The organism is Rathayibacter sp. AY1F8, from assembly GCF_002932165.1.
GTDB lineage: Bacteria > Actinomycetota > Actinomycetes > Actinomycetales > Microbacteriaceae > Rathayibacter.
The window spans coordinates 62956-84940 of the sequence record NZ_PSVB01000008.1 but is presented as its reverse complement, the minus strand read 5'-3'; the positions used below and the strand labels follow the sequence as shown (position 1 = coordinate 84940).

Below are 21985 nucleotides of genomic sequence, written 5' to 3'. Positions count from 1 at the left end.
CCCGTGATCGACGACCGTCTCGGACGAGCGGGCGCCGGCGGAGGCTACGGCCGCCAGGGCTCCTCGCCGGAGCGGCCGTCGCCGCGGCGGCGCAGGTAGCGCTCGAACTCCTGGGCGATCGCCTCGCCGCTCGCCTCGGGCGAGTCGACGGTGTCGCGCGCCTGCTCGAGCTGGGCGATGTACGACGCCATCTCCTCGTCCTCGGCGGCGAGGGCGTCGATGCCGCGCTCCCACTCCTCCGCCTCCTCGACGAGGTCGCCGCGGGGGATCGCCAGGCCGACGACCTCCTCGAGCTTCTCGAGCAGCGCCAGCATCGCCTTGGGCGAGGGCGCGTTGTGCACGTAGTGCGGGACGGAGGCCCAGATCGAGACGGCGGGGATGCCGACCTTCTGCGCGGCCTCGCCGATCACGCTGAGGATGCCGACCGGCCCCTCGTAGCTGGAGCGCTCGAGCTCGAAGGAGCTCCGCAGCTCCGCGTTCTCGCTCGAGGCGAAGATCGAGATCGGCCGGGTGTGCGGGACGTCGGCGAGCATCGCGCCGAGGAAGACGACGGCGGAGATGTCGATCGCGAGCATGGCGTCGACGACCTCGGCCGCGAAGCTCTTCCAGCTGCGCGAGGGCTCGGTGCCGATCATGAGGTACAGCGCGCTCTCGGCGTCGACCGAGGTGTCGGCCGGGCCGAAGATCTGGGTGCCGGGCCAGGCGAGGCTGCGGCGGCCGTCCTCGCCGATCGAGAGCATGGGGCGGGTGTACTGGAAGTCGTAGTACTGCTCGGCGTCGACGGCGAAGAGGGGCACGTACTCCCCGGCGTCCTTGACCAGCCGCAGCGCGCCGCTGGCGGCGTCCCCGGCGTCGTTCCAGCCCTCGAAGGCCACGACCAGGACGTTCCCCGTGATCACGTTCATAGGCAGGATCTCCGCGTTCGGCTCGATGTGCGGGGAGCGCACACCGCGCCTGTCCCTCCGTCCAGGATAGGACCGCCCCCGGCCCCGCCCGTCCCGTCCGGCGGGATCGGCCGCGCTGTTCGCTCTCGGCCCGCGGCCGGGGAGGGGCGCGGCCCTGCCGGTACCATGGTCGCTCGTGACTCCCGAGACCTCCGCCCGGCCGCTGTCCTCCGAGCCGCTCGGAGGAGCGTCCGCCCCCGCCGCCGTCCTCTGGGACATGGACGGGACGCTCGTCGACACCGAGCCGTACTGGATGGCGTCGGAGCACGCGCTCGTCTCCTCCTTCGGCGGAGTGTGGACCCACGAGGACGCGATGGGACTCGTCGGCTCGGGCCTGCCCGCCGCCGCCCGCATCCTGCAGGGCAAGGGCGTCGACCTCTCCGTCGACGCGATCATCGACCGGATGACCGACGAGGTCGTCGACCAGCTGGCCGTGAGCATCCCGTGGCGACCGGGCGCGCTCGAGCTGCTGCGCGCGGTGTCCGAGGCGGGTGTGCCGCAGGCGCTGGTCACGATGTCGATCTCGCGGATGGCCGCGGCCGTCGTGGACCGGATCCCGTTCCCCGCCTTCGCCGCCGTCGTCAGCGGCGACATGGTCGAGCGCAGCAAGCCCCACCCCGAGGCGTACCTCCTCGCCGCGAGCACCCTCGGTGTCGACATCACCGCATGCGTCGCGATCGAGGACTCCCTCACGGGCCTCGGCGCGGCCGTCGCCTCCGGAGCCGCGGCGATCGGCGTCCCGCACCAGCTGGAGCTGGATCCCGCCGCCCCCTACGCCCTCTGGCCCACTCTCGCGGGCCGCACCGTCGCGGACCTCGCGACGTTGTCCTCCGAGCACCGCGGCTCCGGCCCGGCCACGACCGAGACGGAGGCCCGCCGATGACCGGTGAGGCACTGCAGCATTCCGGACCCTTCCGCGCGGGGGACCGCGTCCAGCTGACGGGACCCAAGGGGCGGATGAACACCATCACGCTCGTTCCCGGCAAGGTGTTCCACACGCACCGGGGCGGCATCGAGCACGACACGGTGATCGGGCTGCCCGACGGCTCGGTGGTGACCAACACCGTCGGCGTCGAGCACCTCGCGCTGCGCCCTCTCCTCGCCGACTTCGTGATGTCGATGCCCCGCGGCGCGGCGATCGTGTACCCGAAGGACGCGGCCCAGATCCTCGCCCTCGCCGACGTCTTCCCCGGCGCCCGCGTGGTCGAGGCCGGTGTCGGCTCCGGCGCGCTCTCGCTCTGGCTGCTGCGGGCGGTCGGTCCGACCGGCCGGCTGTCGTCGTTCGAGCGGCGCGAGGAGTTCGCGGATGTCGCACGGGCGAACATCGAGACCTTCCTCGGCTACACGCCCGACAACTGGAGCGTCACCGTCGGCGACCTCGTCGAGGCGCTGCCCGGCACGGTCCCGTCCGGCGAGGCCGACCGCGTCGTGCTCGACATGCTCGCGCCCTGGGAGTGCCTCGACGTCGCCGCCGACGCTCTCACGCCCGGCGGAGTACTCCTCTGCTACGTGGCCACCGTCACGCAGCTCTCGCGGACGGCGGAGGCGATCCGCGCCTCGGGCCTGTTCACGAACCCGTCGTCGAACGAGACCATGGTCCGCGGCTGGCACGTCGAGGGCCTCGCGGTCCGGCCGGACCACCGGATGATCGGCCACACCGGCTTCCTCATCACCGCTCGCCGGCTCGCTCCGGACACCGTGCTCCCCGAGCTCAAGCGTCGCCCGTCGAAGACGGACTTCAGCGACGAGGACGTGGAGGCCTGGACCCCCGGCGCGCTCGGCGAGCGCGCCGTGAGCCCCAAGAGCCTGCGCAAGCGGGTCCGCGAGTCCGCCACCAGCGCCGAGCTCTCCCGGGCCCGCGGGTTCGGCGAGGAGACCGCGGAGCCCGACGACGAGGGCATCCTCTAAGCTGTTCCCGGCCTCCGGGCCGTCTCCACCTCGGGCGTCACCGCTCCCCTTCTCTCGAATCGAGGACCCGTGCGCAGGACCACCGCGCTCATCGCCGGCATCGGCATCGTCGCCGCTCTCACCGGATGCACCGCGTCCTCCTCGCAGGCGGACTGCGACGCTCCGTTCTCCTCCGGCGACTCCTCGGCGGCGGTCAGCGCCACGGGCGACTTCGGAGCGAAGCCGGACGTCAGCGTCCCGACGCCGCTGAAGGCGGACGGCACGCAGGTCAGCACCCTCATCGAGGGCTCGGGCGCACCGCTCGAGAAGGGCCAGCTCGTCACCATCGACTACACCCTGGTCAACGGCGCGGACGGCACGGTCCTCGAGACCTCGCCCTACGACGGGTCGAGCACCGCCCGCTTCGGCGTCGGCGGAGCCGGGCTCGTCGGCCTGAACGAGGGCCTCCTCTGCACGCAGGTCGGCTCGCGCGTCGCCATCGCGATCGCCCCCGAGGACGGCTTCGGCCAGTCCTCGTCGCAGCTCGGCATCTCGGAGGACGACACGCTCGTGCTCGTCGCGGACGTCCGCGAGGCCTCGCTGGCCCGCGCGAACGGCGCCGCCCAGCCCGGGCCCGACGGCTTCCCGACGGTGACGCTCGGCGACGACGGACGCCCGGGGCTCGCGAAGCCCTCGGGCGACGCACCGTCCGACCTCCGCATCGCCCAGCTCAAGAAGGGCGACGGCGACGTCGTCGCCGAGGGCGACCAGGTCGTCGTGGCCTACACCGGCTGGCAGTGGAGCGACGGGAAGGTGTTCGACTCCAGCTGGGAGAAGGGCGCTCCCGCCGTGTTCACTGCCGCCGACGGCTCGACCACCCAGGGCGGAGTCATCGCCGGATTCGCCGAAGCCCTCATCGGCCAGCCCGTCGGATCCCAGGTCATCGCGGTCATCCCGCCGGACCTGGGCTACGGCGACCAGGGCTCCCCTCAGGGCGGGATCCCCGGCGGCGCGACGCTGATCTTCGTCGCCGACATCCTCGGAAAGGTCTGACCGGGCCCGGCCCTAGACTGGAGGGCGTGCCTTCCGACGCCCCGTCCTCGAGCCGCGTCCCGGCCGAGGAGCGTCTGTTCAACCTCGTGCTCGCGCTCGTCGCGGCCGAGAACGGACTGACGAAGGCCGACGTCCTCTCCACAGTGCAGGGCTACCGGCAGCGGGTGGGCCGGGGCGACCGGACCTCGCTCGAGCGCCAGTTCGAGCGCGACAAGGACGACCTGCGCGAGCTGGGCATCCCGATCGAGACGGTCGATGCCCCGGGCGATCCGGGCAACACCCAGACCGTCCGGTACCGCATCGCGAAGCGCAGCTACGACCTCCCGGCCGACCTGACCTTCGATCCGGAGGAGCTCGCGCTGCTCCGCCTGGCCGGGGCGGTCTGGCGCGAGGGGACGCTCTCGGCGGAGTCGCGGCGCGCGCTGATCAAGCTGCGCTCGATCGGGGTCGAGTCCGTCGACCCCGTCATCGGCATCAGCCCCTCGATCCGGGTCCGCGAGGCCTCGTTCGAGCCGCTCAACGCCGCGCTCGACCGCGGCCAGGTCGTCCGCTTCCCCTACCTGAAGCCCGGCGGCGAGGAGCCGCGCATGCGCACCGTGCAGCCCCGCGCCCTGGTGAACCACCAGGGGCGCTGGCACCTCCACGGCTGGGACGAGGGCGCCGAGGGCACGCGGACCTTCCTCCTGTCGCGGATCGTCGGGCCGGTCGCGTCCACCGGCCGCACCGCGCCTCCCGCGGAGGGGGACCACGCGGCGACCGCTCTCGCCCAGCTCGACGAGATCCTGCAGCGCAACAGCGCGCTCCTGCGCGTCGCCCCCGACTCCGACGCCGCCCTCCGTCTCGGCGGGCGTGCCGAGGCCGAGGGCGAGGGCCAGGGCCTGCTGCGCCTGCACTACACCGACCCGGACGTGCTCGCGGACGAGCTCGCCGGTCACGGTCCCGAGGTGCGGGTGCTCGAGCCGGAGGAGCTCCGCCGCCGCGTCCTCGACCGCCTCCGCCGCACCCTGGACGACCATGGAGGGGATCCCCGTGGCTAGACCCCGCTCCCTGCAGGCGCGCGACCGCCTGGCCGTCCTCCTCTCCCTCGTTCCCTACCTGCTCGACCGGGGCCGCGTCTCCGTCGCCGAGGTCGCCGCGCACTTCGAGATCCCGGAGGAGGAGGTGCGCCGCGCGGTGCGCCTCATCGCCGTCTCGGGCATCCCCGGCGAGACCGCGCAGTACCAGGCGAACGACCTCTTCGACATCGGCTGGGACGACTTCGAGGAGAACGACCACGTCGTCCTCACCCACCAGGTCGCGATCGACGACTCGCCGAGGTTCTCGGCGCGGGAGGCCGCCGCCCTCATCGCCGGCATGCAGTACCTCGCAGCGCTGCCCGAGAACCAGGGCAACGACCGGATCGCCTCGCTGATGGGGAAGCTCGCACGCGGCGCCTCCTCGGCCCCGAGCGCGGTCGCGGTCTCGCGCGGCACGGGCGCGGACAGCGCTGTGGCGCTCCTGCGGACAGCGATGGGCTCGGCGACGCAGGTCGCTTTCGACTACCGCAGCGCCCGCGGCGAGACCGAGTCCCGGCTCGTCGACCCCTTCGTGCTCGAATCGGTCGATCGGGACTGGTACCTGCGCGGATGGGACCACCTCCGCGAGGGCGTCAGGACGTTCCGGGTCGACAGGATGCGCTCCCTCCGCGACACGGGGACGCCGATCGTCCGGCGCCGCAACGAGGTGACCCTCTCGGAACGGCTCTTCGAGGCCTCCGCCTCCGATCTCGTCGTGGACCTGCGCGTCGCCCCCAGCGCCGTCGTGCTGCTGGGCGACTACGCGGCCGACGCCGAGTTCCCCGATCCCGTGCCGGGGGAGGAGGACCACGGTGTCCTCGTCCGTCTCCGCGTCGCCCATCTGGAGGGATTGACGCGCCTGGTGGCGTCGTTGGCGGGTCTCGTCACCGTGGTGGCACCCCCCGAGGCGCGCACCGCGGTCGCGCTCTGGGCGGCCTCCGCGCTCGCCGCGAACGAGGGGGAGCCGTCGTGACCTGGTGGTCGTGGATCCTGATCTGGCTCGGCCTCGCGCTGGGCGCTCTGGCGATGCTGGTCCTCTTCGCCCTCTCCTACTGGCGCAAGGGGAAGGTGCTCCTCGGACAGCTGTCCGAGGTCACCGCGAAACTCGAGACACTGAGTCCTGGAATGACGGACGACCTGCCGCCCCGGCCGTCCTCGTCGCTGTTCGCCGATCGCGACGACGTGAGGCGTGCGCACGAGGGCCGGCGTGACGCACGTCGCGACAGGATCGATCTCCGCCGGTCAGAACGGGTCGAACAGGGTAAGCTCCTCGTACACCGCAACCGACAAGTGAAGTGAGTCTGCAATGTTCGCTGGCCTCCAGGGGTGGCACCTCCTCATCATCCTCGCCGTGATCCTCCTCCTGTTCGGTGCGCCCAAGCTCCCGCAGCTGGCCCGCAGTGTCGGGCAGTCGATGCGGATCTTCAAGAGCGAGGTCAAGACCATGAAGGACGAGGACGGCACCGAGCGCCGTGAGTCGACCGAGGGGACCACCGGCACCGTCGCCGGATCCACCGGCACGACCACCGGCACCGGCACCACCACGCCGCCCGAGTCCCCGCTCAAGTAATGACGTCCGTGGCACCGAAGAAGCCACGGACGAAGCGGACGAAGAACCCCGACGGGCGCATGTCGCTCGGGGCGCACCTCGTCGAGCTTCGCAACAGGCTCTTCAAGTCGGCGATCGCGATCGTCATCGCGTGCGTCGCGGGGTGGTTCGTCTCGGAGTGGGTCTTCGAGGCCCTCAAGGCTCCGATCTCCGAGGTGGCCTCCACCCAGGGCAAGGAGGCGATCCTCAACTTCCCGACGATCGCCGGTGCCTTCGACCTGCGGCTGCAGATCGCCATCACGGTGGGCATCGTCCTGGCAAGCCCGGTCTGGCTGTACCAGATCTGGGCGTTCCTCGTCCCGGGCCTGACCCGCAAGGAGATGCGGTACGGCCTCGGCTTCATCCTCACCGCCATCCCGCTGTTCTTCGCGGGCTGCGCGGCCGGCTGGTTCGTGTTCCCGCACATCGTGGAGCTCCTGACGAGCTTCACCGGCAGCAACGCGGCGAGCTTCCTCGACGCCAAGATCTACTACGAGTTCGTTCTCAAGCTCGTGCTGGTCGTCGGCATCGCCTTCGTGCTGCCCGTCTTCCTGGTGCTCCTCAACTTCCTCGGCATCCTCCCCGGCATGCTGATCCTCAAGTCGTGGCGCATCGCGATCATGGCGATCGTGCTCTTCACGGCGATCGCGACCCCCGCGGCCGACCCGATCTCGATGTTCCTCCTGGCCATCCCGATCATCTTCCTGTTCTTCCTCGCCTGCGGGATCGCGATCCTGCACGACCGGCGCGCCGCCAAGCGCCAGCTGGTGTTTGACGGCAGCCCCTCCGATCTGCCCGCGTGACCGGACCGTCTCCCGCCGAGCGGTTCGCCGCGTTCCGGACGCGCCAGGGCCACGCGAGGGTCGAGGCGTTCCGCTCGACCCTCGCGTTCGACCTCGACCCCTTCCAGTACGAGGCCTGCAGCGCGCTCGACGACGGCCACAGCGTCCTCGTCGCCGCGCCCACCGGCGCCGGCAAGACCGCGGTGGCCGAGTTCGCGATCCACCTGGCCATGCAGGACCCGACGGCCAAGGTCTTCTACACGACGCCGATGAAGGCGCTGAGCAACCAGAAGTTCCAGGAGTTCGTCGAGGACTACGGAGCCTCCGAGGTCGGCCTGCTGACCGGCGACTCGAACGTCAACGCGCGCGCCCGCATCGTCGTGATGACGACCGAGGTGCTGCGCAACATGCTGTACGCCGACTCGGACCTCCTGCGCGACCTCGCCTACGTCGTGATGGACGAGGTGCACTACCTCGCCGACCGCTTCCGCGGCGCCGTCTGGGAGGAGGTCATCATCCACCTCCCGCAGCGCGTGCGGCTGGTCTCGCTCAGCGCGACCGTGTCGAACGCCGAGGAGTTCGGCGACTGGCTCCAGACCGTCCGGGGCGAGACCGAGGTCATCGTCTCCGAGGAGCGGCCCGTCCCGCTCGACCAGCACGTCCTGGTGGGCGGCAAGCTGGTCGACCTCTTCGACTCCTCCGGTCGGGCGGCGACGAACCGGGTGAACCCCGAGCTCGCCCGCATGGCCCAGGGCGGCTCCCGGGTCGAGCGCGGCGGCAGGGGCGGCCGCAACGGCCGAGGCGGTCGCGGCCGCTACCCGGAGCAGCGCAGCGAGGAGCTCGTGCTGCGCTCGGAGGTCGTCGAGATCCTCCGCGGCAAGAACCTCCTCCCCGCGATCTTCTTCGTCTTCAGCCGTGCGGGCTGCGACCAGGCCGTGCGCCAGGTGCTGCGGTCGGGCGTGCGCCTCACCGAGCGCCACGAGCGCGACGAGATCCGCGCGATCGTCGAGGAGCGGTGCCGGACGATCCGCGACGAGGACCTCGCGGTGCTCGGCTACTGGGAGTGGCTCGACGGACTCCAGCGGGGCGTCGCCGCGCACCACGCCGGGATGCTCCCCGCCTTTAAGGAGGTCGTCGAGGAGCTGTTCCTGCGCCGGCTCGTGCGCGTGGTCTTCGCGACCGAGACGCTCGCGCTCGGCATCAACATGCCGGCCCGCACGGTCGTCCTCGAGAAGCTCGAGAAGTTCAACGGCGAGGCGCGCGTCCCGATCACACCGGGGGAGTACACCCAGCTCACCGGCCGGGCGGGCCGACGCGGCATCGACGTCGAGGGCCACTCGGTGATCCAGTGGCGCGGCGGGATGGACCCTCAGGCGGTCGCGTCCCTCGCCTCCCGGCGGACCTACCCGCTCAACTCCAGCTTCCGCCCCAGCTACAACATGGCCGCGAACCTGATCGAGCAGTTCGGGCGGGTGCGCACGCGCGAGATCCTCGAGTCGTCGTTCGCGCAGTTCCAGGCCGACCGGTCCGTCGTCGATCTCGCCCGCCGGGTCCGCCAGCAGGAGGAGTCGATGGCGGGCTACGTCACGGCGATGCAGTGCCACCTGGGCGACTTCGAGCAGTACGCGGCGATCCGCCGTGAGATCGGCGACCTCGAGCGCCGGGGCGCGGTGCGCGGCGAGTCGGCCTCCCACGCCGAGCGCGAGAAGCGCCAGGGACAGCTCACGAGCCTGCGGCGTCGGATGAAGGCGCACCCGTGCCACGCCTGCTCCGACCGCGAGCAGCACGCGCGCTGGGCCGAGCGCTGGTGGAAGCTGCGCCGCGAGACCGACGAGATCGAGCGCCAGATCCGCTCGCGCACCGGCGCCGTCGCCCGCATCTTCGACCACATCACGGACGTGCTGCTCGAGCTCGGCTACTTCCGCCGGGACGAGGTCGGCGAGCTCTCGCTGACGCCCAACGGTCGCACGCTCCGCCGGATCTACGGGGAGCGGGACCTGCTCGTCGCCGAGTGCCTCCGGAAGCAGGCGTGGACGGAGCTCGATCCGGCCGGCCTCGCGGCGATGGCGTGCTGCCTGGTCTTCGAGCCGCGACGCGAGGAGGGGACGCTCGGCGAGCAGTTCCTGCCCCGCGGCGCGTTCCCCGAGGCGCTGGAGAGGACCCAGCTTCTGTGGGCCCGGCTCGACGACGTCGAGCGGGAGCACCGCCTGCCGGGCAGCAACCCGATCTCGACGAGCCTGGCGCTGTCGATGAACATGTGGGCCAAGGGCATGCCGCTCGACATGGTGCTCCGCGAGTCCGACATGGCCGCCGGCGACTTCGTGCGCTGGGCGAAGCAGACCATCGACCTCCTCGACCAGCTCTCCGTCGTCGCCGAGGGCAAGGTCGGCCGCGCGGCCCGGACCGCCCTCGACCTGGTCCGCCGCGGCATCGTCGCGTACTCGACGGTCGCATGACGCCGATCGCTCCTCCGCCCGACGGGCGGACCGTTCCGCTGTGGGTGGCGCTGCCCCTCGCCGCCCTCGGCGGCGCCGTGCTCGACCGCGGCTTCCCCGACTCCGACGTCTGGCCGCTGGCGATCGTGGGCGCCGCGGCGATCCTGTTCGCGCTGGGGGGGCGCGGCTTCTGGAGCGGAAGCCTCGTCGGCCTCGTCGGCGGAGCGGTCTTCTGGGGCGTCCACATCGAGTGGCTGACCCTCTACCTCGGCCCGGTCCCGTGGGCGGCCCTCGCCGGCCTGCAGGCGATCTTCTTCGCGCTCTCCGCGGGGCTGATGGCGGTCGTCTCCACGCGCGGCCACCGCGTCTGGACGGGACCGCTCGGCCGGATGGTCGGCCTCCCCGCCCTCCTTGCGGCGCTCTGGATCGGGCGCGAGTCGATCACCAGCGTCTGGCCCTACGGCGGCTTCGCCTGGGGCCGCCTCGCGATCTCGCAGTCCCTCGGCCCGCTCGCCGGTCTCGCGGCGTGGATCGGCTTCGCCGGCCTCGGCTTCGTGGTGGCGTTCCTCGCGGCCGTGCTCGCGCAGGCCGTCCGCGAGATGTCCGTCCCGGCCTCCTCTCGCGTCAGCGCCCTCGCGGGCTTCGCGATCGTGGCGCTGGTGTTCCCCGCCTGGCCGGCACCGACGGAGGGCACGACCCGGATCGCCGCCGTCCAGGGCGACTCCGATGCGGGCCTGTTCTCGCAGAGCTACCGCGGGCAGATCCTCGAGGACCACACCTCGGCGACGCTGCCGATCCTCGATCAGGACGTCGACATGGTGGTGTGGCCCGAGAACGGCGTCGACATCGATCCGACCCGGAACGCCCGGTCGGCCGCCGTCCTCGACTACCTCAGCCGGACGATGGACGCGCCGTTCGTCGTGGGCACGATCACGAACCCCTCGGACGACGTCTTCTACAACAGCTCGCTGCTCTGGAAGGCGGGGGAGGGGGCGACGCAGGTCTACGACAAGGTGCATCCCGTCCCGTTCGCCGAGTACATGCCGGACCGCGCGTTCTGGCGGATGTTCGCTCCGGACCTGGTCGACCTGGTGAGCCGGGACTACTCGATCGGCACCCGTCCCAACGTCTTCGACGTGAACGGCGTCCTCGCAGGCATCGCGATCTGCTTCGACATCTCGGACGACGCGCTGACGAACGCGATGGTCGACGGGGGAGCCCAGGTCATCCTCGGGCAGACCAACAACGCCGACTTCGGCCGGACGGACGAGAGCGTCCAGCAGCTCGCCATCGCTCGCCTGCGGGCCATCGAGACCGGGCGCAGCGTGGTCAACATCTCGACCGTCGGGACGAGTGCGATCATCGGGCCGGACGGCGCGACGATCGACTCCCTGACATGGTTCGAGCCGGGTGCCATGGTGGACGAGGTCCCCCTCAGCTCCACCACGACCCCGGCTCTGGTGTGGGCGCGAGACCTCGGCTGGTACTTCCTGGCCGCCGGTCTCATCGGCATGGTCTCGTTCGTCCTCAGGACGCGCGAGCCGCGACGCCGTTCCCGCTGACCGGCGCTACGCGCCGATCTTGTGCTCGCCGCGCCTGGCGCGCAGATAGGCGAGCCGCTCCTCGAGCAGCTCCTCCAGCTCCGCGCGGGTCCGGCGCTCGAGCAGCATGTCCCAGTGGGTGCGCGGAGCCTTCTGCTCGCCCTTGTCCACGACGACCGGCTTCGAGTCCACCATCAGAGTGGCCTCGTGACCGCAGGAGCGGCACTCCCAGGTCTCCGGTGCTTCCGCGTCGGCCGAGAACACCATGTCGGTGTCGTGGCCGCAGTTCGCGCAGTGGTACTCGTACGTCGATCGCGGGGAGAAGACGACGCCTTCTTCGCTCTGCAGGCTCTGGGATCCGAGCCGCATTCCTCGCAAGCTTCGATCTGCCATTGTGTGGTCTCCTCTCGCTGTGCTTCCCCAGTGTCAACGTCGTACCTGGAGGTGGTCTTCCCGTCCCTGCCATTGCCAGAGAATCCTCAGGTCGGAGGCGTATTCCGCGGTTCCTGAGGGCGTGGCTGACGGGCGCTGAGGAAGGCGTCGACGGCCGCTCGGGCGAGGTCGGTGCGGTCGGTCACGAGTCCGTCGATCCCGAGCGCGAGGAGCTGCTCCATCCGCTCCGGATCGTCGATGGTCCAGAGGTGGATCTCGCAGCCGGTCACCCGCAGCCGGGCGAGGATCCGCGGCTCGGCGACGCGGAGGCCGAGCGCGCGCTCGGGCACCTGGAGCGCGTCGATGCCGCGGAGAGCGAGACGCACGGGGAGGGCGGCGCCGAGGTGGGCGGCGACCAGGGCGACGACGAAGCGGACCGCCGACGCCGAGGTCGCGGCGCCGGGAAGACGGCGGAGGGCCGCTGCTCGACGGATCTCGGAGAACGAGGTGATCAGGACGCGCTCCGCGTCGGCGGCGCCGGACACCGCCGCGACGACCGGGTCGATCGCGTCCCGCGACTTCACGTCGGTGTTGAAGCGCGCGCGGGGGAGTGCGGCGAGGGCCTGCTCGAGAGAGGCGAGCCGGGCGCCGCCGGCCAGTCGGAGGTCGGCGAGCTCCTCCCACCGGGTGGCGGCGACGACGTGGCGGCGGCCGGAGCGGTCGATCACCTCGGCGTCGTGGACGAGCACGGCGACCCCGTCGAGGGAGGCGCGCGCGTCCGTCTCGAGGAGGTCCGCACCTGCGGCGAGGGCGCGCTCGAAGGCGGCGAGCGCGTTGCCCTCGGCCTGCGGGCCGAACCCGCGATGCGCGATCACCCGAGGGGTCGGCCCGCTCAGGGCGAGGGGTCGCTCAGGGATGCGCATCGCGGACCGGGTCCGTGGCTAGACGGCCGGCGGCGGGGGAGTGGGCGCCGAGCCGAGGGCTCCGTCGGTCATCGCGGGCGCCACGGGGGCGGACGTGTCGGATCCGGGCTCGACAGGAGTGGAGCCGACGGACCCGGATGCGGCAGGCGCGGACGCCGCAGGCGCCGACGGGGGTGCCGCATCCTGCGGGCGGACCGCCGGGGCGGACTGGCCGCGCTGGCCGAGCGCGCCTCCGATGCCCTTCAGCGCCTCGGTGAGCTCGCTCGGGATGACCCAGAGCTTGTTCGCGCTGCCCTCGGCGATCTTGGGGAGTGTCTGGAGGTACTGGTACGCGAGGAGCTCGCTGTCGGGGCGGCCCTCGTGGATGGCGTGGAAGACGGTGGTGATCGCCTTGGCCTCACCCTCGGCCCGCAGGACCGCCGCCTTCGCCTGGCCCTCCGCAGCGAGGATCGCGGCCTGGCGCTGACCCTCGGCGTTCAGGATCTGGGACTGCTTGGTGCCCTCGGCGGTGAGGATCACGGCTCGACGGTCGCGCTCGGCGCGCATCTGCTTCTCCATCGAGTCCTGGATGGAGAGGGGCGGGTCGATGGCCTTGAGCTCCACGCGTCCGACGCGGATGCCCCACTTGCCGGTGGCCTCGTCGAGGACGATGCGCAGCTGCCCGTTGATGTTGTCGCGGGAGGTCAGCGCCTCCTCGAGGTTCAGGCCGCCGACGACGTTGCGCAGCGTGGTGGTGGTCAGCTGCTCGACCGCACCGAGGTAGTTGGCGATCTCGTAGGTCGCCGCCCGGGCGTCCGTCACCTGGAAGTAGACGACCGTGTCGATCGAGACGACGAGGTTGTCCTCCGTGATCACGGGCTGGGGCGGGAACGAGACGACCTGCTCGCGCAGATCGATCAGCGGGCGGACCCGGTCGATGAACGGCACGACGAGATTGAGGCCCGGCAGCAGGGTCTTGTGGTACTTGCCGAGGCGCTCCACGACCCCGGCGGTGGCCTGGGGGATGATGCGGACCGCTCGGAAGAGGACGACCAGGGCGAAGAGGACGACGGCGGCGACGACGACGATCGTCACGACGGAGGACGGTGTCACGGTGTGCTCCTTTCGGCGGGGACGACGACCGCGGTCGCGCCCTCGATGGCGGTGACGACGACTCTCTCGCCGACTCCGAGTGTGCGGTCCTCGACGAGCGGGGACAGGCGGACGGTCCAGGTCTCACCGTTGGCGAGCTTGACCTGGCCGGCTCCGGGGCCGGCGAGGACGACGCTGCCGGAGAGCCCGAGGAGAGCGTCCGCTCCGCTGGGGGTGGGATCGCCGCCCCGTTTCAGCAGCCGCAGCAGCGGCGGCCGGACGGTGAACAGCAGGAGGGCGGCGAGGACGGCCGCGACGGGGACCTGGACCCAGAAGGGAGCCCCGACCAGCCCGGTCAGCAGTCCGCCTATGCTGCCGACGGCGAGCATCAGGAACGTGAACTCGAGAGTGATCATCTCGACGATCACGAAGATGAGGATCAGCGCGAGCCAGAGGATCCACGCGTACTGAGTGACAGCGTCCATGCTGTGTGCTCCTTCCCCTCGACGAGCATTCCCAGGCTATCAACGCCCCCCGGACGAGGGCTGGAAGAGGGGGTGCGACGACGATCTCGAGGCCCTTGGTAGACTCCTCCGTCGGGCTGTGGCCCGTCATCGTGCCCGATCCGGTCTCCGAGCCGGCGTTCTGGAGGAATACCCGTGTCCAATCCCCTCGCCCCCGGCTCCTTCGACGGCAAGCGCGCTCTCGTCACCGGGTCGTCCCGCGGCATCGGCGCCGACACGGTCCGCTACCTGGCCGAGGCCGGAGCCCGCGTCGTCGTCAACTACCGCTCGAAGGCGCCGCGCGCCGACAAGCTCGTCGCGCAGATCGTCGAGGCCGGCGGCACCGCCATCGCCGTCGGCGCCGATCTCACCGACGCCGACTCGCGCGCCGAGCTCTTCTCCCGCATCGAGAAGGAGTACGGAGGACTGGACGTGCTCGTCCTGAACGCCTCCGGCGGCATGGAGAGCAACATGGGGGAGGACTACGCGATGGTCCTGAACCGCGACTCGCAGGTCGCCGTGCTCGACGCGGCGCTGCCGCTGCTCTCCGAGGGCTCCCGTGTCGTGTTCGTCACGAGCCACCAGGCGCACTTCATCCGGACCACGCCCACGATGCCCGAGTACGAGCCCGTCGCGCTCTCCAAGCGCGCCGGCGAGGACGCCCTGCGCGAGCGGATCGGTGAGCTCGCCGAGCGCGGGATCGAGTTCGTCGTCGTCTCGGGCGACATGATCGAGGGCACCATCACCGCGACCCTGCTGGAGCGCGCGAACCCGGGCGCGATCAGCTCGCGTCGCGAGTCGGCCGGCAAGCTCTACAACGTGCAGGAGTTCGCGGCCGAGGTCGCTCTGGCGGCCGTCGAGCCGATCCCCGCGGACAACACCCGCCTCGTCGGCGACATCTCCGACTTCGCCTGATCGCCTTCGCGGAATGACCCCGGCGCGCGGGTCTGCGATCCTCGACGGATGACTCCGATGGACGGCAGCGGACCGGCATCGGGGGAGTCCGATGCCGTCGTGGGCGAAGTCCGTTCGTCGGCGGACACCGGGCGGCGTGAGCATCCTTCTCGATGCAGCCGCGGTGATGGTGAACCTGCGGGAGCGCTCGCAGTACCTCTGACGCTCGTTCCGGCGGGCGCCCGAGAGGACCAGGCCGACGACGGCGTCCGCGGCACGATGACCGTCGATCCGCAGCTGCGGCTGGTCACGCGCTTCGACACTCCGACCGAGACGTGCTGGTACGAGGACGTCGAGGCGTGGGTGTAGCCTTCGCCGATCCGCTGATGACGTTCCGGACCGTCGGGCGGCCTCAGTCCCGGTCCGTGCGGCCCTTCCGCCGTTATCCGATAATGCACATTATGTCAGTTCGACCGAAGTCCCGTTCTGCAGGGATGGCGATCGGCTCCCCTCAACGCTCCTGCGACAGGACGTCATCGATCGCCGCCGCGCTCCGATGGCAGACCGGGCGCTTCGACGGTGAGGCCTCGGATCACCGCGGCGACGACCATGCGCTGCGTGAGTTCGGCGCTGGTGTCCACGGGCCACTGGCTCACCGACCCGACGTGCGCCGCGACGACCGCCTTCGCCAGGACGGCGGACTCGACGGCGGGGACGCGGCCGTGCACGGCCGCGAGGGTGGCGAAGCGCTCGCCCAGCTCGCGCGAGACGCGGTCGTCGTCGATCATCATCCGCTCGGCGAACTCCGGGTCCGCGGCAGCGCGTGCCAGGAGCACCGACCGCAGGGAGAACCACTCGCGGCTGGACGGGAGCGCGTCGAGGAGGGAGCGGACGGCGCCGTCGAGGGTCGCCGCGCGGTGCTCCTCCTGCAGCTGGACGTCGAGGGCCTCCTGCAGGCTCCCCCACACTCTCGCGGCCTGCTCTTCGTGGAGTGCGAGGAAGAGCTGGTCGACACCGGCGAAGTTCGAGTAGAACGCGCCGCGGGTGAAGCCCGCCTGCGCGCAGATGTCCTCGACGCGCTGGCCGATGGTGCCCGTGCTCTCGAAGAGCTCGGCGGCCGCGGCGAGGAGACGTCGTCGCGTCTCGCTCCTCCGCCGGACCGGAGCCTGCTCGCCTGTGACCACACCCCCAGCCTATTCGGATCCTTGCGCTGAATGGGCCTTTTCAGTACGTTTCGTTTTCAATGCATACCGTATCGAAAACTGAAACGCCCGAACCTCGACGGCGACGGTCCCCGTGGCTGCCGACCGCAACCGTCGTGCTCATCGGGGCGGTCCTCGCCTGGCTGAACCGGGTGGAGTGGTGGGGGTGGCTCGTCGTCGCGGCGGCCGCGGTCCTGATCGCGGCCGTCTCGAGGAGCTGGCGGCACCGGCACTGGATGCTGCGTACGGCGGCCTGGGTCGCGTCCGCAGGGCTCGTCGGAGCCGTCGCGCTCGCCGCGGGTCCTCTCCCGGCGACGCGGACGCTCGCCGGTCCGCACACCGCCCCGGTCACGACCCGGCAGGGCGACGTCGTCGGTGTGCATGACGCCGCGGCCGGGGTCGACGCCTTCGCGGGGATCCCCTACGCCGCTCCCCCGGTCGGCCCGCTGCGTTGGGAGGCGCCCCGCCCGGCCCCGCAGCGGTCGGCGACCCTCGTGGCCGACGACTTCGGCCCCTCCGCCGTTCAGCCGGAGCCGACGTTCCTCTCCCGAGCGGCGACCCGCGTGCTCGACCTGCCGCTGGAGGAGACGCTCCTCGGCGGGTACGCGACGGACGAGGACAGCCTCCGCCTGAACATCTGGACGCCGGCCGGCGGGGCGGGCGACTCCAGCCCGGTCCTCGTCTACCTCCACGGCGGCGCGTTCGTCTCGGGGTCCGGCGCCCTCCCCGCCTACGACGGCGCGGCGCTCGCCTCCCGGGGCGCGGTGGTCGTCACCGTCGCCTACCGTCTGGGCGTCCTCGGTTTCCTCGCCGGTGATGTGCTCGGCGGCGGCACCCCGGGGAATCAGGGACTGCTCGACCAGGTCGCCGCTCTGCAGTGGGTGCAGGACAACATCGCCGCTTTCGGCGGGGACCCGGGGCGGGTGACGGTCGCCGGCCAGTCCGCCGGCTCCGGCAGCGCCTGCATCCTCGGGGCCTCGCCCCTCGCGGCCGGCCTCCTCCACGGGATCATCGGGGAGAGCGGAGGATGCCTGGGGTCGGCGGGAGATCGCGAGGCCGGCGACCTCTACGACGACGCCGCCACCGCACGGGAGGCGGCTGCGCGCCTGAGCGAGGCCCTCGGCGGGGCGAGCCTCGCCGAGATGAGAGCCCTGCCGGCCGAGCGCATCGTCGCGGCCGCCGCGGGCCTCTCGCAGCACTGGTGGCCCTCGATCGACGGCGTCGTCCTCCCCGACACGCCGCTCGCCGTCTACAAGGCCGGTCGGCAGAACGACGTCCCCCTCCTGCTTGGCAGCAACTCCGACGAGACCTCGCTCGATCTGCTGGGAGGCGTCGACTCGGATCCGGACGCCTACGAGCAGGAGGTGCGCCGGGAGCACGGAGACGACGCAGACCGATTCCTCGCGCTGTACCCGGGTGCCGTCGAGGATCAGGTCGTCGACTCCCGGCTGCGCGCCGGCAGTGACCGGACGATGACCGCCCCGATGCGGCTCTGGGCGCTGACGGCCGCCCGGACCGGGCGGGCGGGCGTCCACGCCTACATCTTCACGCGCACTCCCCCGGAGAGCGGACTCGAGCGGTTCGGCGCGTACCACGGCGCCGAGGTGATGTACGCGTACGGGAACCTCGGGGCGGACGGCGACGCCGACTACACGGACGTCGACCGCCGGCTCGAGCAGGAGATGACCGCGCGCTGGCTCGCGTTCGTCTCCCACGGCGATCCGGACGCCGCCGGCCGCGAGCGGTGGCCGGCCGTCCAGGAGGATCCGGACAGCGTGCTCGAGTTCGGCGACGTCGTCCGGGTCGCCGGGCGCCCGTCCCCCGGCGCGGTCGACTTCTGGCTCGCGGGGACGGGCTGACGCGGGGCGCTCCTCCCGGCGGAACCCTCCGGTCAGCGGGGAGCCTCCGCTCAGAGCTGCCCGACGAGGTGCGCCTGCCGGCCGTCGCGCGCGAAGACCGGGATGACGGCCAGCGGCGCGTCGGCGGCGATCCACTGCCCGCCCTCGTGCTCGGCGCCCGTCGAGAGCTCCGTCCAGCGCGCCCCGGCGGGCAGGTAGACCCGTCGGGAGACGTCTCCGGCGTGCGTGACCGGAGCCACCAGCAGGTCCGAGCCGAAGAGGTACTGGTCGGCCAGATCCCAGGCCTCCGGGTCCCCCGGGAACTCGTGGAACACCGCGCGCAGCACGGGCTGGCCCAGCTCGTGCGCCTCCCGCATCGCCTCGCGCGTGTACGGGCGCAGGGTCTCGCGCAGATGCAGCAGGCGGGTGAGGATCGGCGTGGCCTCCTCGCCGAAGCTCCACACCTCGTTCGCGGCTCCGGTCGCGGCGCGGCGGCTCCCGTCGGCGGCCGTGACCGGGGCCGACGGCGCGCGGTCGCCGTGGAGGCGCATCACCGGGCTGAACGCGCCGAACTGGAACCAGCGCACGAGGAGCTCACGGAACTCCGGATCCGACGGGTCTCCCCCGGCGAATCCTCCGATGTCGGTCGTGAACCACGGGATCCCCGCGACGCCCATGTGGATGCCGGCCGTGATCTGGTGGCGCAGGTCCGCGAAGGTCGAGTGGATGTCGCCCGACCACACGAGCGCGCCGTAGCGCTGGCTGCCCGCCCACGCGGTGCGGACGAGGTTGACGATCGCGGTCTCCCCGCCCTCGCTCTGCCCCTCGAAGAAGCCGCGGGAGAACGCCTGCGGGTAGAGGTTGCCGACCTGGACGGCGGGGCCGGCGGCGTAGCGGTAGTTGTCGAAGTCGTAGACGCCGTACTCGGGCTCGGCCTCGTCGAGCCAGAAGAGCCGGATCCCGTGCTCGCCGTAGTTGCGCCGGCACGCCTCCCAGACGAACCTCCGGGCGGCGGGGCTCGTCGCGTCGTAGAACGCGCTCGGACCCTCGAACTGCATGTGCAGGTCCAGGCCCCGCTCGGCCTTGACGAGGAGGTTCCCCTTCTTCATCGCGATGTAGTTCTCGGACTCGACCGACACCTGCGGCCAGACCGAGACCATCAGCTCGATCCCGAGCTCGCGCAGCTCGGCGACCATGGCGGACGGATCCGGCCAGAACTCCTCCTCGAAGCGGAAGTCGCCCATGTGCGGCCAGTGGAAGAAGTCGGCCACGATCACGTCCATCGGCAGGCCGCGGCGCCGGTGCTCGCGGGCGACCTCGAGCAGCTGCTCCTGGTTCCAGTAGCGCAGCTTGCACTGCCAGAAGCCGAGGCCGTGCTCGGGCATCATCGGGACGTGCCCGGTCGCGTCGGCGTAGGCCCGGGTGATGTCGGCCGGGGTCTCCCCCGCGGTCACCCAGTAGTCGAGCTGCTGGGAGGACTCGGCGGACCACTCCGTGCGGTTGGCTGCGAAAGTCGCGCGGCCGATCGCGGGGTTGTGCCAGAGGAACCCGTAGCCGCGGCTCGACAGCACGAACGGGACGCTCGACTGGGAGTTGCGGTGCGCGAGCTCGAGCGTGCAGCCCTTCAGATCGAGGATGTCCTGCTGGTACTGCCCCATCCCGTACAGCTTCTCGTCGGGGGACGTCTCGAACAGCGCGGTCAGCCGGAAGTCGCCGCCCAGGTGCGGACGCTGCTCGCGGGCGCGCAGCTTGAGCGCTCCCCCGCTCCCGAGCTCTCGGAAGAGCAGCTCCCCCCGACGGTCGTAGAAGGAGAGGGAGCAGGAGAGCTCGTGGTAGCCGGTCTGGTACCCGTAGCCCTCCTGCTGCTCGAGGACGACGGTGATGCCGCCGGCGCGCAGCGTCGCCCGCGGTCCCTCGATCGAGACCTCCGGCGCGTGGCGCTCGGGGGCGATCAGCGCCCAGTCGGTGTCGAGGACCTCCCCGGACCGGCGGGCGCGGACCCGGACGCTGTCCCTCCCCCACGGCTCGACGACGACGGTCTCGCCGTCGCCGCGCCAGACGAGGCGGTCCCCCTCGAGCGCGAACGCGTCGGTGTCCATGTGCTCCTGCTTCCTCGAGTCGGGCACGGCGCTCAGTCCTTGACCGCGCCGGCGGTGACCCCGGCGGCGACGTAGCGCTGGGCCACGATCAGCAGCACGGCGGCCGGGATGGAGGCGATCACGGCGGTCGCCATGATCCCGTTCCAGTTGGTGGTGGTCGATCCGATGTAGCGGTAGAGGCCGAGGGTGAACGGCACGATGCTGTTGCCCGAGGTGAGCGAGTTCGCGTTGAGGAAGTCGGCCCAGGCGAACAGGAACGAGAACAGGCCCGCGGTCACGATCGAGTTCCGGCTCAGCGGGATGACGATCGAGACGAAGGAGCGCCAGTTGCTCGCACCGTCGATCCGCGCGGCCTCGATCAGCTCGTCGGGGATGCCGAGCATGAAGGCCCGGAGGATGATCACCGCGAACGGCACGGAGGCGGTCGCGTCGGCGAGGATCAGGCCCGGATAGGTGTTGAGCAGCCCCAGCGCGTTGTAGATCGCGAACAGCGCGGTGACCAGGACGATCCCGGGGATCATCTGGGCGAGGAGGAACACGAACATCACGACGCCGGTCCCCCGCACCCGGAACTTCGCCATCGCGAAGGCGGCGGGCAGGGCGATCGCCAGCGTCAGGATCACGCAGCCGATCGAGATCACGAGGCTCGTGATGAGGTTCGGCAGCTGCGTCGAGAACGCCTGCACGTACCCGTCGAGGGTCGGGTCGCCGGGGAACAGGCTCGGCGGGGTCTGGATCAGGTTCTGCGGCTTGGTCAGCGAGACGTTGACCATCCAGTAGAGCGGGAAGAGGAGGAAGCCGCAGAGCACGATCGCGATGACCACGTCGATCCCGCGGCGCAGCCCTGTGGTGTGCCGGTTCATCCGAGGTCCTCCTTGCGCTGGGCGCGGATGTAGATCACGCCGAAGACGAGGGCGACGATCACGAGGATCTGGCCGGCCGCCGCTCCGACTCCGAACTGCAGGTCGGTGAAGGACTGCTCGTAGGCCCACGTCGCCAGGGTGTGCGAGCTGTTGGCCGGGCCTCCCTTGGTGAGGATCCAGATGACGTCGAACACCTTGATCGTGTAGACGAGGCCGAGGAGGAGCGTGACGGAGGTCACCGGTCGCAGCAGCGGCCAGGTGATGCTCCAGAAGGACCGCCAGCGCGAGGCGCCGTCCAGTGCCGCGGCCTCGTAGAGGCTCTCGGGGATGCCCTGCAGGCCTCCGTGCAGCAGAACCATGTTGAACGGGATGCCCAGCCAGATGTTGGCGATGATGACCGCCCACAGCGAGACGGACGGATCGGTCAGCCAGCCGACCGGCGTGCCGATCGCGGCGTTCAGGATGCCGAACTGCTGGTCGAAGATCCAGCGCCAGGCCGTCGCCGAGACGATCAGCGGCAGGAGCCACGGCAGCAGGATGAGGGAGCGGAACGTCGCCGAGAGCGGGAACCGGCGGCTGAAGAACAGCGCCAGGGCCATGCCGATCGTGAACTGGCCCACCAGCGAGACCACGGTGAAGACCACGGTGTGCCAGGCGATGCTCGCGAAGATCGGATCGGTGACGACCGTGACGTAGTTGTCGAAGCCGACGAAGGGGGCGATCCCGGTCACGAAGGACGACGGTCCGAAGTCCTGGAGGCTGAGGACGACGCCGCGGATGATCGGGTAGACGAAGAAGACGGCGAGGAAGATCACCACGGGCGCCATGAAGGCGGCGGCGGCGAGGCGGAGGTGGGAGCGGGGTCGGCGGCGGGCGGGCGGCCTGGTGGCCGCCCCGCCCGCGACCGGCGCCGTGAGCACGGCGGGGTCGGTCAT

General features: G+C 71.5%; 21 protein-coding genes. 12 read left to right on the top strand and 9 right to left on the bottom strand.

The genetic code is table 11. The annotated features are described in order from the left end of the window. Positions 1–44 precede the first annotated feature (44 nt). Positions 45–905 carry a proteasome assembly chaperone family protein gene (locus tag C5C35_RS08275; RefSeq protein WP_104222142.1) on the bottom strand — a complete coding sequence of 287 codons (861 nt, stop codon included), beginning with the start codon at positions 903–905 and terminating at the stop codon, positions 45–47. Positions 906–1080: 175 nt separating this feature from the next. Here C5C35_RS08275 and C5C35_RS08270 point away from each other — a divergent pair, with 175 nt between their 5' ends. The 10 genes from C5C35_RS08270 (at position 1081) to lnt (ending at position 11306) form a co-directional block, all read left to right on the top strand. Next, positions 1081–1827 (top strand): HAD family phosphatase, encoded by a 747-nt coding sequence (locus tag C5C35_RS08270; RefSeq protein WP_258063225.1) that lies wholly within the window; start codon positions 1081–1083, stop codon positions 1825–1827. After that, positions 1824–2852 carry a tRNA (adenine-N1)-methyltransferase gene (locus C5C35_RS08265; protein WP_104262927.1) on the top strand — a complete coding sequence of 343 codons (1029 nt, stop codon included), beginning with the start codon at positions 1824–1826 and terminating at the stop codon, positions 2850–2852. Before C5C35_RS08270 ends, C5C35_RS08265 begins: the two co-directional genes overlap by 4 nt. A gap of 69 nt (positions 2853–2921) precedes the next feature. Next, a complete protein-coding gene (locus tag C5C35_RS08260; protein WP_104262926.1) occupies positions 2922–3884 on the top strand; it encodes an FKBP-type peptidyl-prolyl cis-trans isomerase in 963 nt (320 codons plus the stop codon). 26 nt (positions 3885–3910) lie between these two features. Further along, positions 3911–4921 carry a YafY family protein gene (locus tag C5C35_RS08255; protein WP_104262925.1) on the top strand — a complete coding sequence of 337 codons (1011 nt, stop codon included), beginning with the start codon at positions 3911–3913 and terminating at the stop codon, positions 4919–4921. Continuing rightward, the gene (locus C5C35_RS08250; protein WP_258059235.1) at positions 4914–5912 is read left to right on the top strand and encodes a YafY family protein; all 999 of its coding nucleotides are present in this window, start codon (positions 4914–4916) and stop codon (positions 5910–5912) included. Before C5C35_RS08255 ends, C5C35_RS08250 begins: the two co-directional genes overlap by 8 nt. After that, positions 5909–6238, top strand: coding sequence for a hypothetical protein (locus C5C35_RS08245; protein ID WP_104222020.1), 330 nt, complete (start codon positions 5909–5911; stop codon positions 6236–6238). The genes C5C35_RS08250 and C5C35_RS08245 overlap by 4 nt, the downstream gene beginning before the upstream one ends. A 7-nt stretch (positions 6239–6245) precedes the next feature. Continuing rightward, on the top strand, positions 6246–6509 hold the full coding sequence (gene tatA / locus C5C35_RS08240) for a Sec-independent protein translocase subunit TatA (RefSeq protein WP_104222022.1): 264 nt from the start codon (positions 6246–6248) through the stop codon (positions 6507–6509). Then, positions 6509–7330, top strand: a complete 822-nt coding sequence (gene tatC, locus C5C35_RS08235) for a twin-arginine translocase subunit TatC (RefSeq protein WP_374952911.1) — start codon at positions 6509–6511, stop codon at positions 7328–7330. The genes tatA and tatC overlap by 1 nt, the downstream gene beginning before the upstream one ends. After that, positions 7327–9765 carry an RNA helicase gene (locus C5C35_RS08230; protein WP_104262924.1) on the top strand — a complete coding sequence of 813 codons (2439 nt, stop codon included), beginning with the start codon at positions 7327–7329 and terminating at the stop codon, positions 9763–9765. The genes tatC and C5C35_RS08230 overlap by 4 nt, the downstream gene beginning before the upstream one ends. Then, positions 9762–11306, top strand: coding sequence for an apolipoprotein N-acyltransferase (gene lnt / locus C5C35_RS08225; protein ID WP_104262923.1), 1545 nt, complete (start codon positions 9762–9764; stop codon positions 11304–11306). Before C5C35_RS08230 ends, lnt begins: the two co-directional genes overlap by 4 nt. Positions 11307–11312: 6 nt before the next feature. On the opposite strand, the gene C5C35_RS08220 is transcribed toward lnt, so the two are convergent. The 4 genes from C5C35_RS08220 to C5C35_RS08205 form a co-directional block, all read right to left on the bottom strand. Further along, positions 11313–11678 (bottom strand): RNA polymerase-binding protein RbpA, encoded by a 366-nt coding sequence (locus C5C35_RS08220; protein WP_068207052.1) that lies wholly within the window; start codon positions 11676–11678, stop codon positions 11313–11315. An 86-nt stretch (positions 11679–11764) separates the two neighbouring features. Further along, on the bottom strand, positions 11765–12580 hold the full coding sequence (locus tag C5C35_RS08215; protein WP_104262922.1) for a glycerophosphodiester phosphodiesterase family protein: 816 nt from the start codon (positions 12578–12580) through the stop codon (positions 11765–11767). Positions 12581–12598: 18 nt separating this feature from the next. Continuing rightward, positions 12599–13654: an SPFH domain-containing protein gene (locus C5C35_RS08210; RefSeq protein ID WP_374953115.1), complete on the bottom strand. Its 1056-nt coding sequence runs from the start codon at positions 13652–13654 to the stop codon at positions 12599–12601. Between the two features lie 14 nt (positions 13655–13668). After that, a complete protein-coding gene (locus C5C35_RS08205) occupies positions 13669–14136 on the bottom strand; it encodes an NfeD family protein (RefSeq protein WP_104222034.1) in 468 nt (155 codons plus the stop codon). A 174-nt stretch (positions 14137–14310) separates the two neighbouring features. Between C5C35_RS08205 and C5C35_RS08200 the strand changes: the two genes are divergently transcribed. Continuing rightward, positions 14311–15069, top strand: coding sequence for an SDR family oxidoreductase (locus C5C35_RS08200; RefSeq protein WP_104222036.1), 759 nt, complete (start codon positions 14311–14313; stop codon positions 15067–15069). Between the two features lie 512 nt (positions 15070–15581). Here C5C35_RS08200 and C5C35_RS08195 read toward each other — a convergent pair. Further along, the gene (locus C5C35_RS08195; protein ID WP_104246829.1) at positions 15582–16232 is read right to left on the bottom strand and encodes a TetR/AcrR family transcriptional regulator; all 651 of its coding nucleotides are present in this window, start codon (positions 16230–16232) and stop codon (positions 15582–15584) included. A gap of 134 nt (positions 16233–16366) precedes the next feature. Between C5C35_RS08195 and C5C35_RS08190 the strand changes: the two genes are divergently transcribed. After that, positions 16367–18109, top strand: a complete 1743-nt coding sequence (locus C5C35_RS08190; protein ID WP_219814154.1) for a carboxylesterase/lipase family protein — start codon at positions 16367–16369, stop codon at positions 18107–18109. Between the two features lie 50 nt (positions 18110–18159). Here C5C35_RS08190 and C5C35_RS08185 read toward each other — a convergent pair whose 3' ends face one another. From C5C35_RS08185 to C5C35_RS08175, 3 genes are read right to left on the bottom strand one after another with little or no spacing between them, the layout of a single operon-like run. Continuing rightward, on the bottom strand, positions 18160–20187 hold the full coding sequence (locus tag C5C35_RS08185) for a TIM-barrel domain-containing protein (protein WP_104262919.1): 2028 nt from the start codon (positions 20185–20187) through the stop codon (positions 18160–18162). A gap of 32 nt (positions 20188–20219) precedes the next feature. Further along, on the bottom strand, positions 20220–21050 hold the full coding sequence (locus C5C35_RS08180; RefSeq protein WP_104222044.1) for a carbohydrate ABC transporter permease: 831 nt from the start codon (positions 21048–21050) through the stop codon (positions 20220–20222). After that, complete coding sequence (locus tag C5C35_RS08175) at positions 21047–21985, bottom strand: carbohydrate ABC transporter permease (protein WP_104225253.1); 939 nt, start codon at positions 21983–21985, stop codon at positions 21047–21049. Before C5C35_RS08175 ends, C5C35_RS08180 begins: the two co-directional genes overlap by 4 nt.

Excerpts from the sequence above, each read along its gene's own strand:
- lnt (WP_104262923.1), top strand. The coding sequence starts at position 9,762 with ATGACGCCGATCGCTCCTCCGCCCGACGGGCGGACCGTTCCGCTGTGG.
- C5C35_RS08185 (WP_104262919.1), bottom strand. The coding sequence starts at position 20,187 with ATGGACACCGACGCGTTCGCGCTCGAGGGGGACCGCCTCGTCTGGCGC.
- C5C35_RS08220 (WP_068207052.1), bottom strand. The coding sequence starts at position 11,678 with ATGGCAGATCGAAGCTTGCGAGGAATGCGGCTCGGATCCCAGAGCCTG.
- C5C35_RS08180 (WP_104222044.1), bottom strand. The coding sequence starts at position 21,050 with ATGAACCGGCACACCACAGGGCTGCGCCGCGGGATCGACGTGGTCATC.
- C5C35_RS08265 (WP_104262927.1), top strand. The coding sequence starts at position 1,824 with ATGACCGGTGAGGCACTGCAGCATTCCGGACCCTTCCGCGCGGGGGAC.
- tatC (WP_374952911.1), top strand. The coding sequence starts at position 6,509 with ATGACGTCCGTGGCACCGAAGAAGCCACGGACGAAGCGGACGAAGAAC.
- C5C35_RS08215 (WP_104262922.1), bottom strand. The coding sequence starts at position 12,580 with ATGCGCATCCCTGAGCGACCCCTCGCCCTGAGCGGGCCGACCCCTCGG.
- C5C35_RS08175 (WP_104225253.1), bottom strand. The coding sequence starts at position 21,985 with ATGACCGACCCCGCCGTGCTCACGGCGCCGGTCGCGGGCGGGGCGGCC.
- C5C35_RS08205 (WP_104222034.1), bottom strand. The coding sequence starts at position 14,136 with ATGGACGCTGTCACTCAGTACGCGTGGATCCTCTGGCTCGCGCTGATC.
- C5C35_RS08275 (WP_104222142.1), bottom strand. The coding sequence starts at position 905 with ATGAACGTGATCACGGGGAACGTCCTGGTCGTGGCCTTCGAGGGCTGG.
- tatA (WP_104222022.1), top strand. The coding sequence starts at position 6,246 with ATGTTCGCTGGCCTCCAGGGGTGGCACCTCCTCATCATCCTCGCCGTG.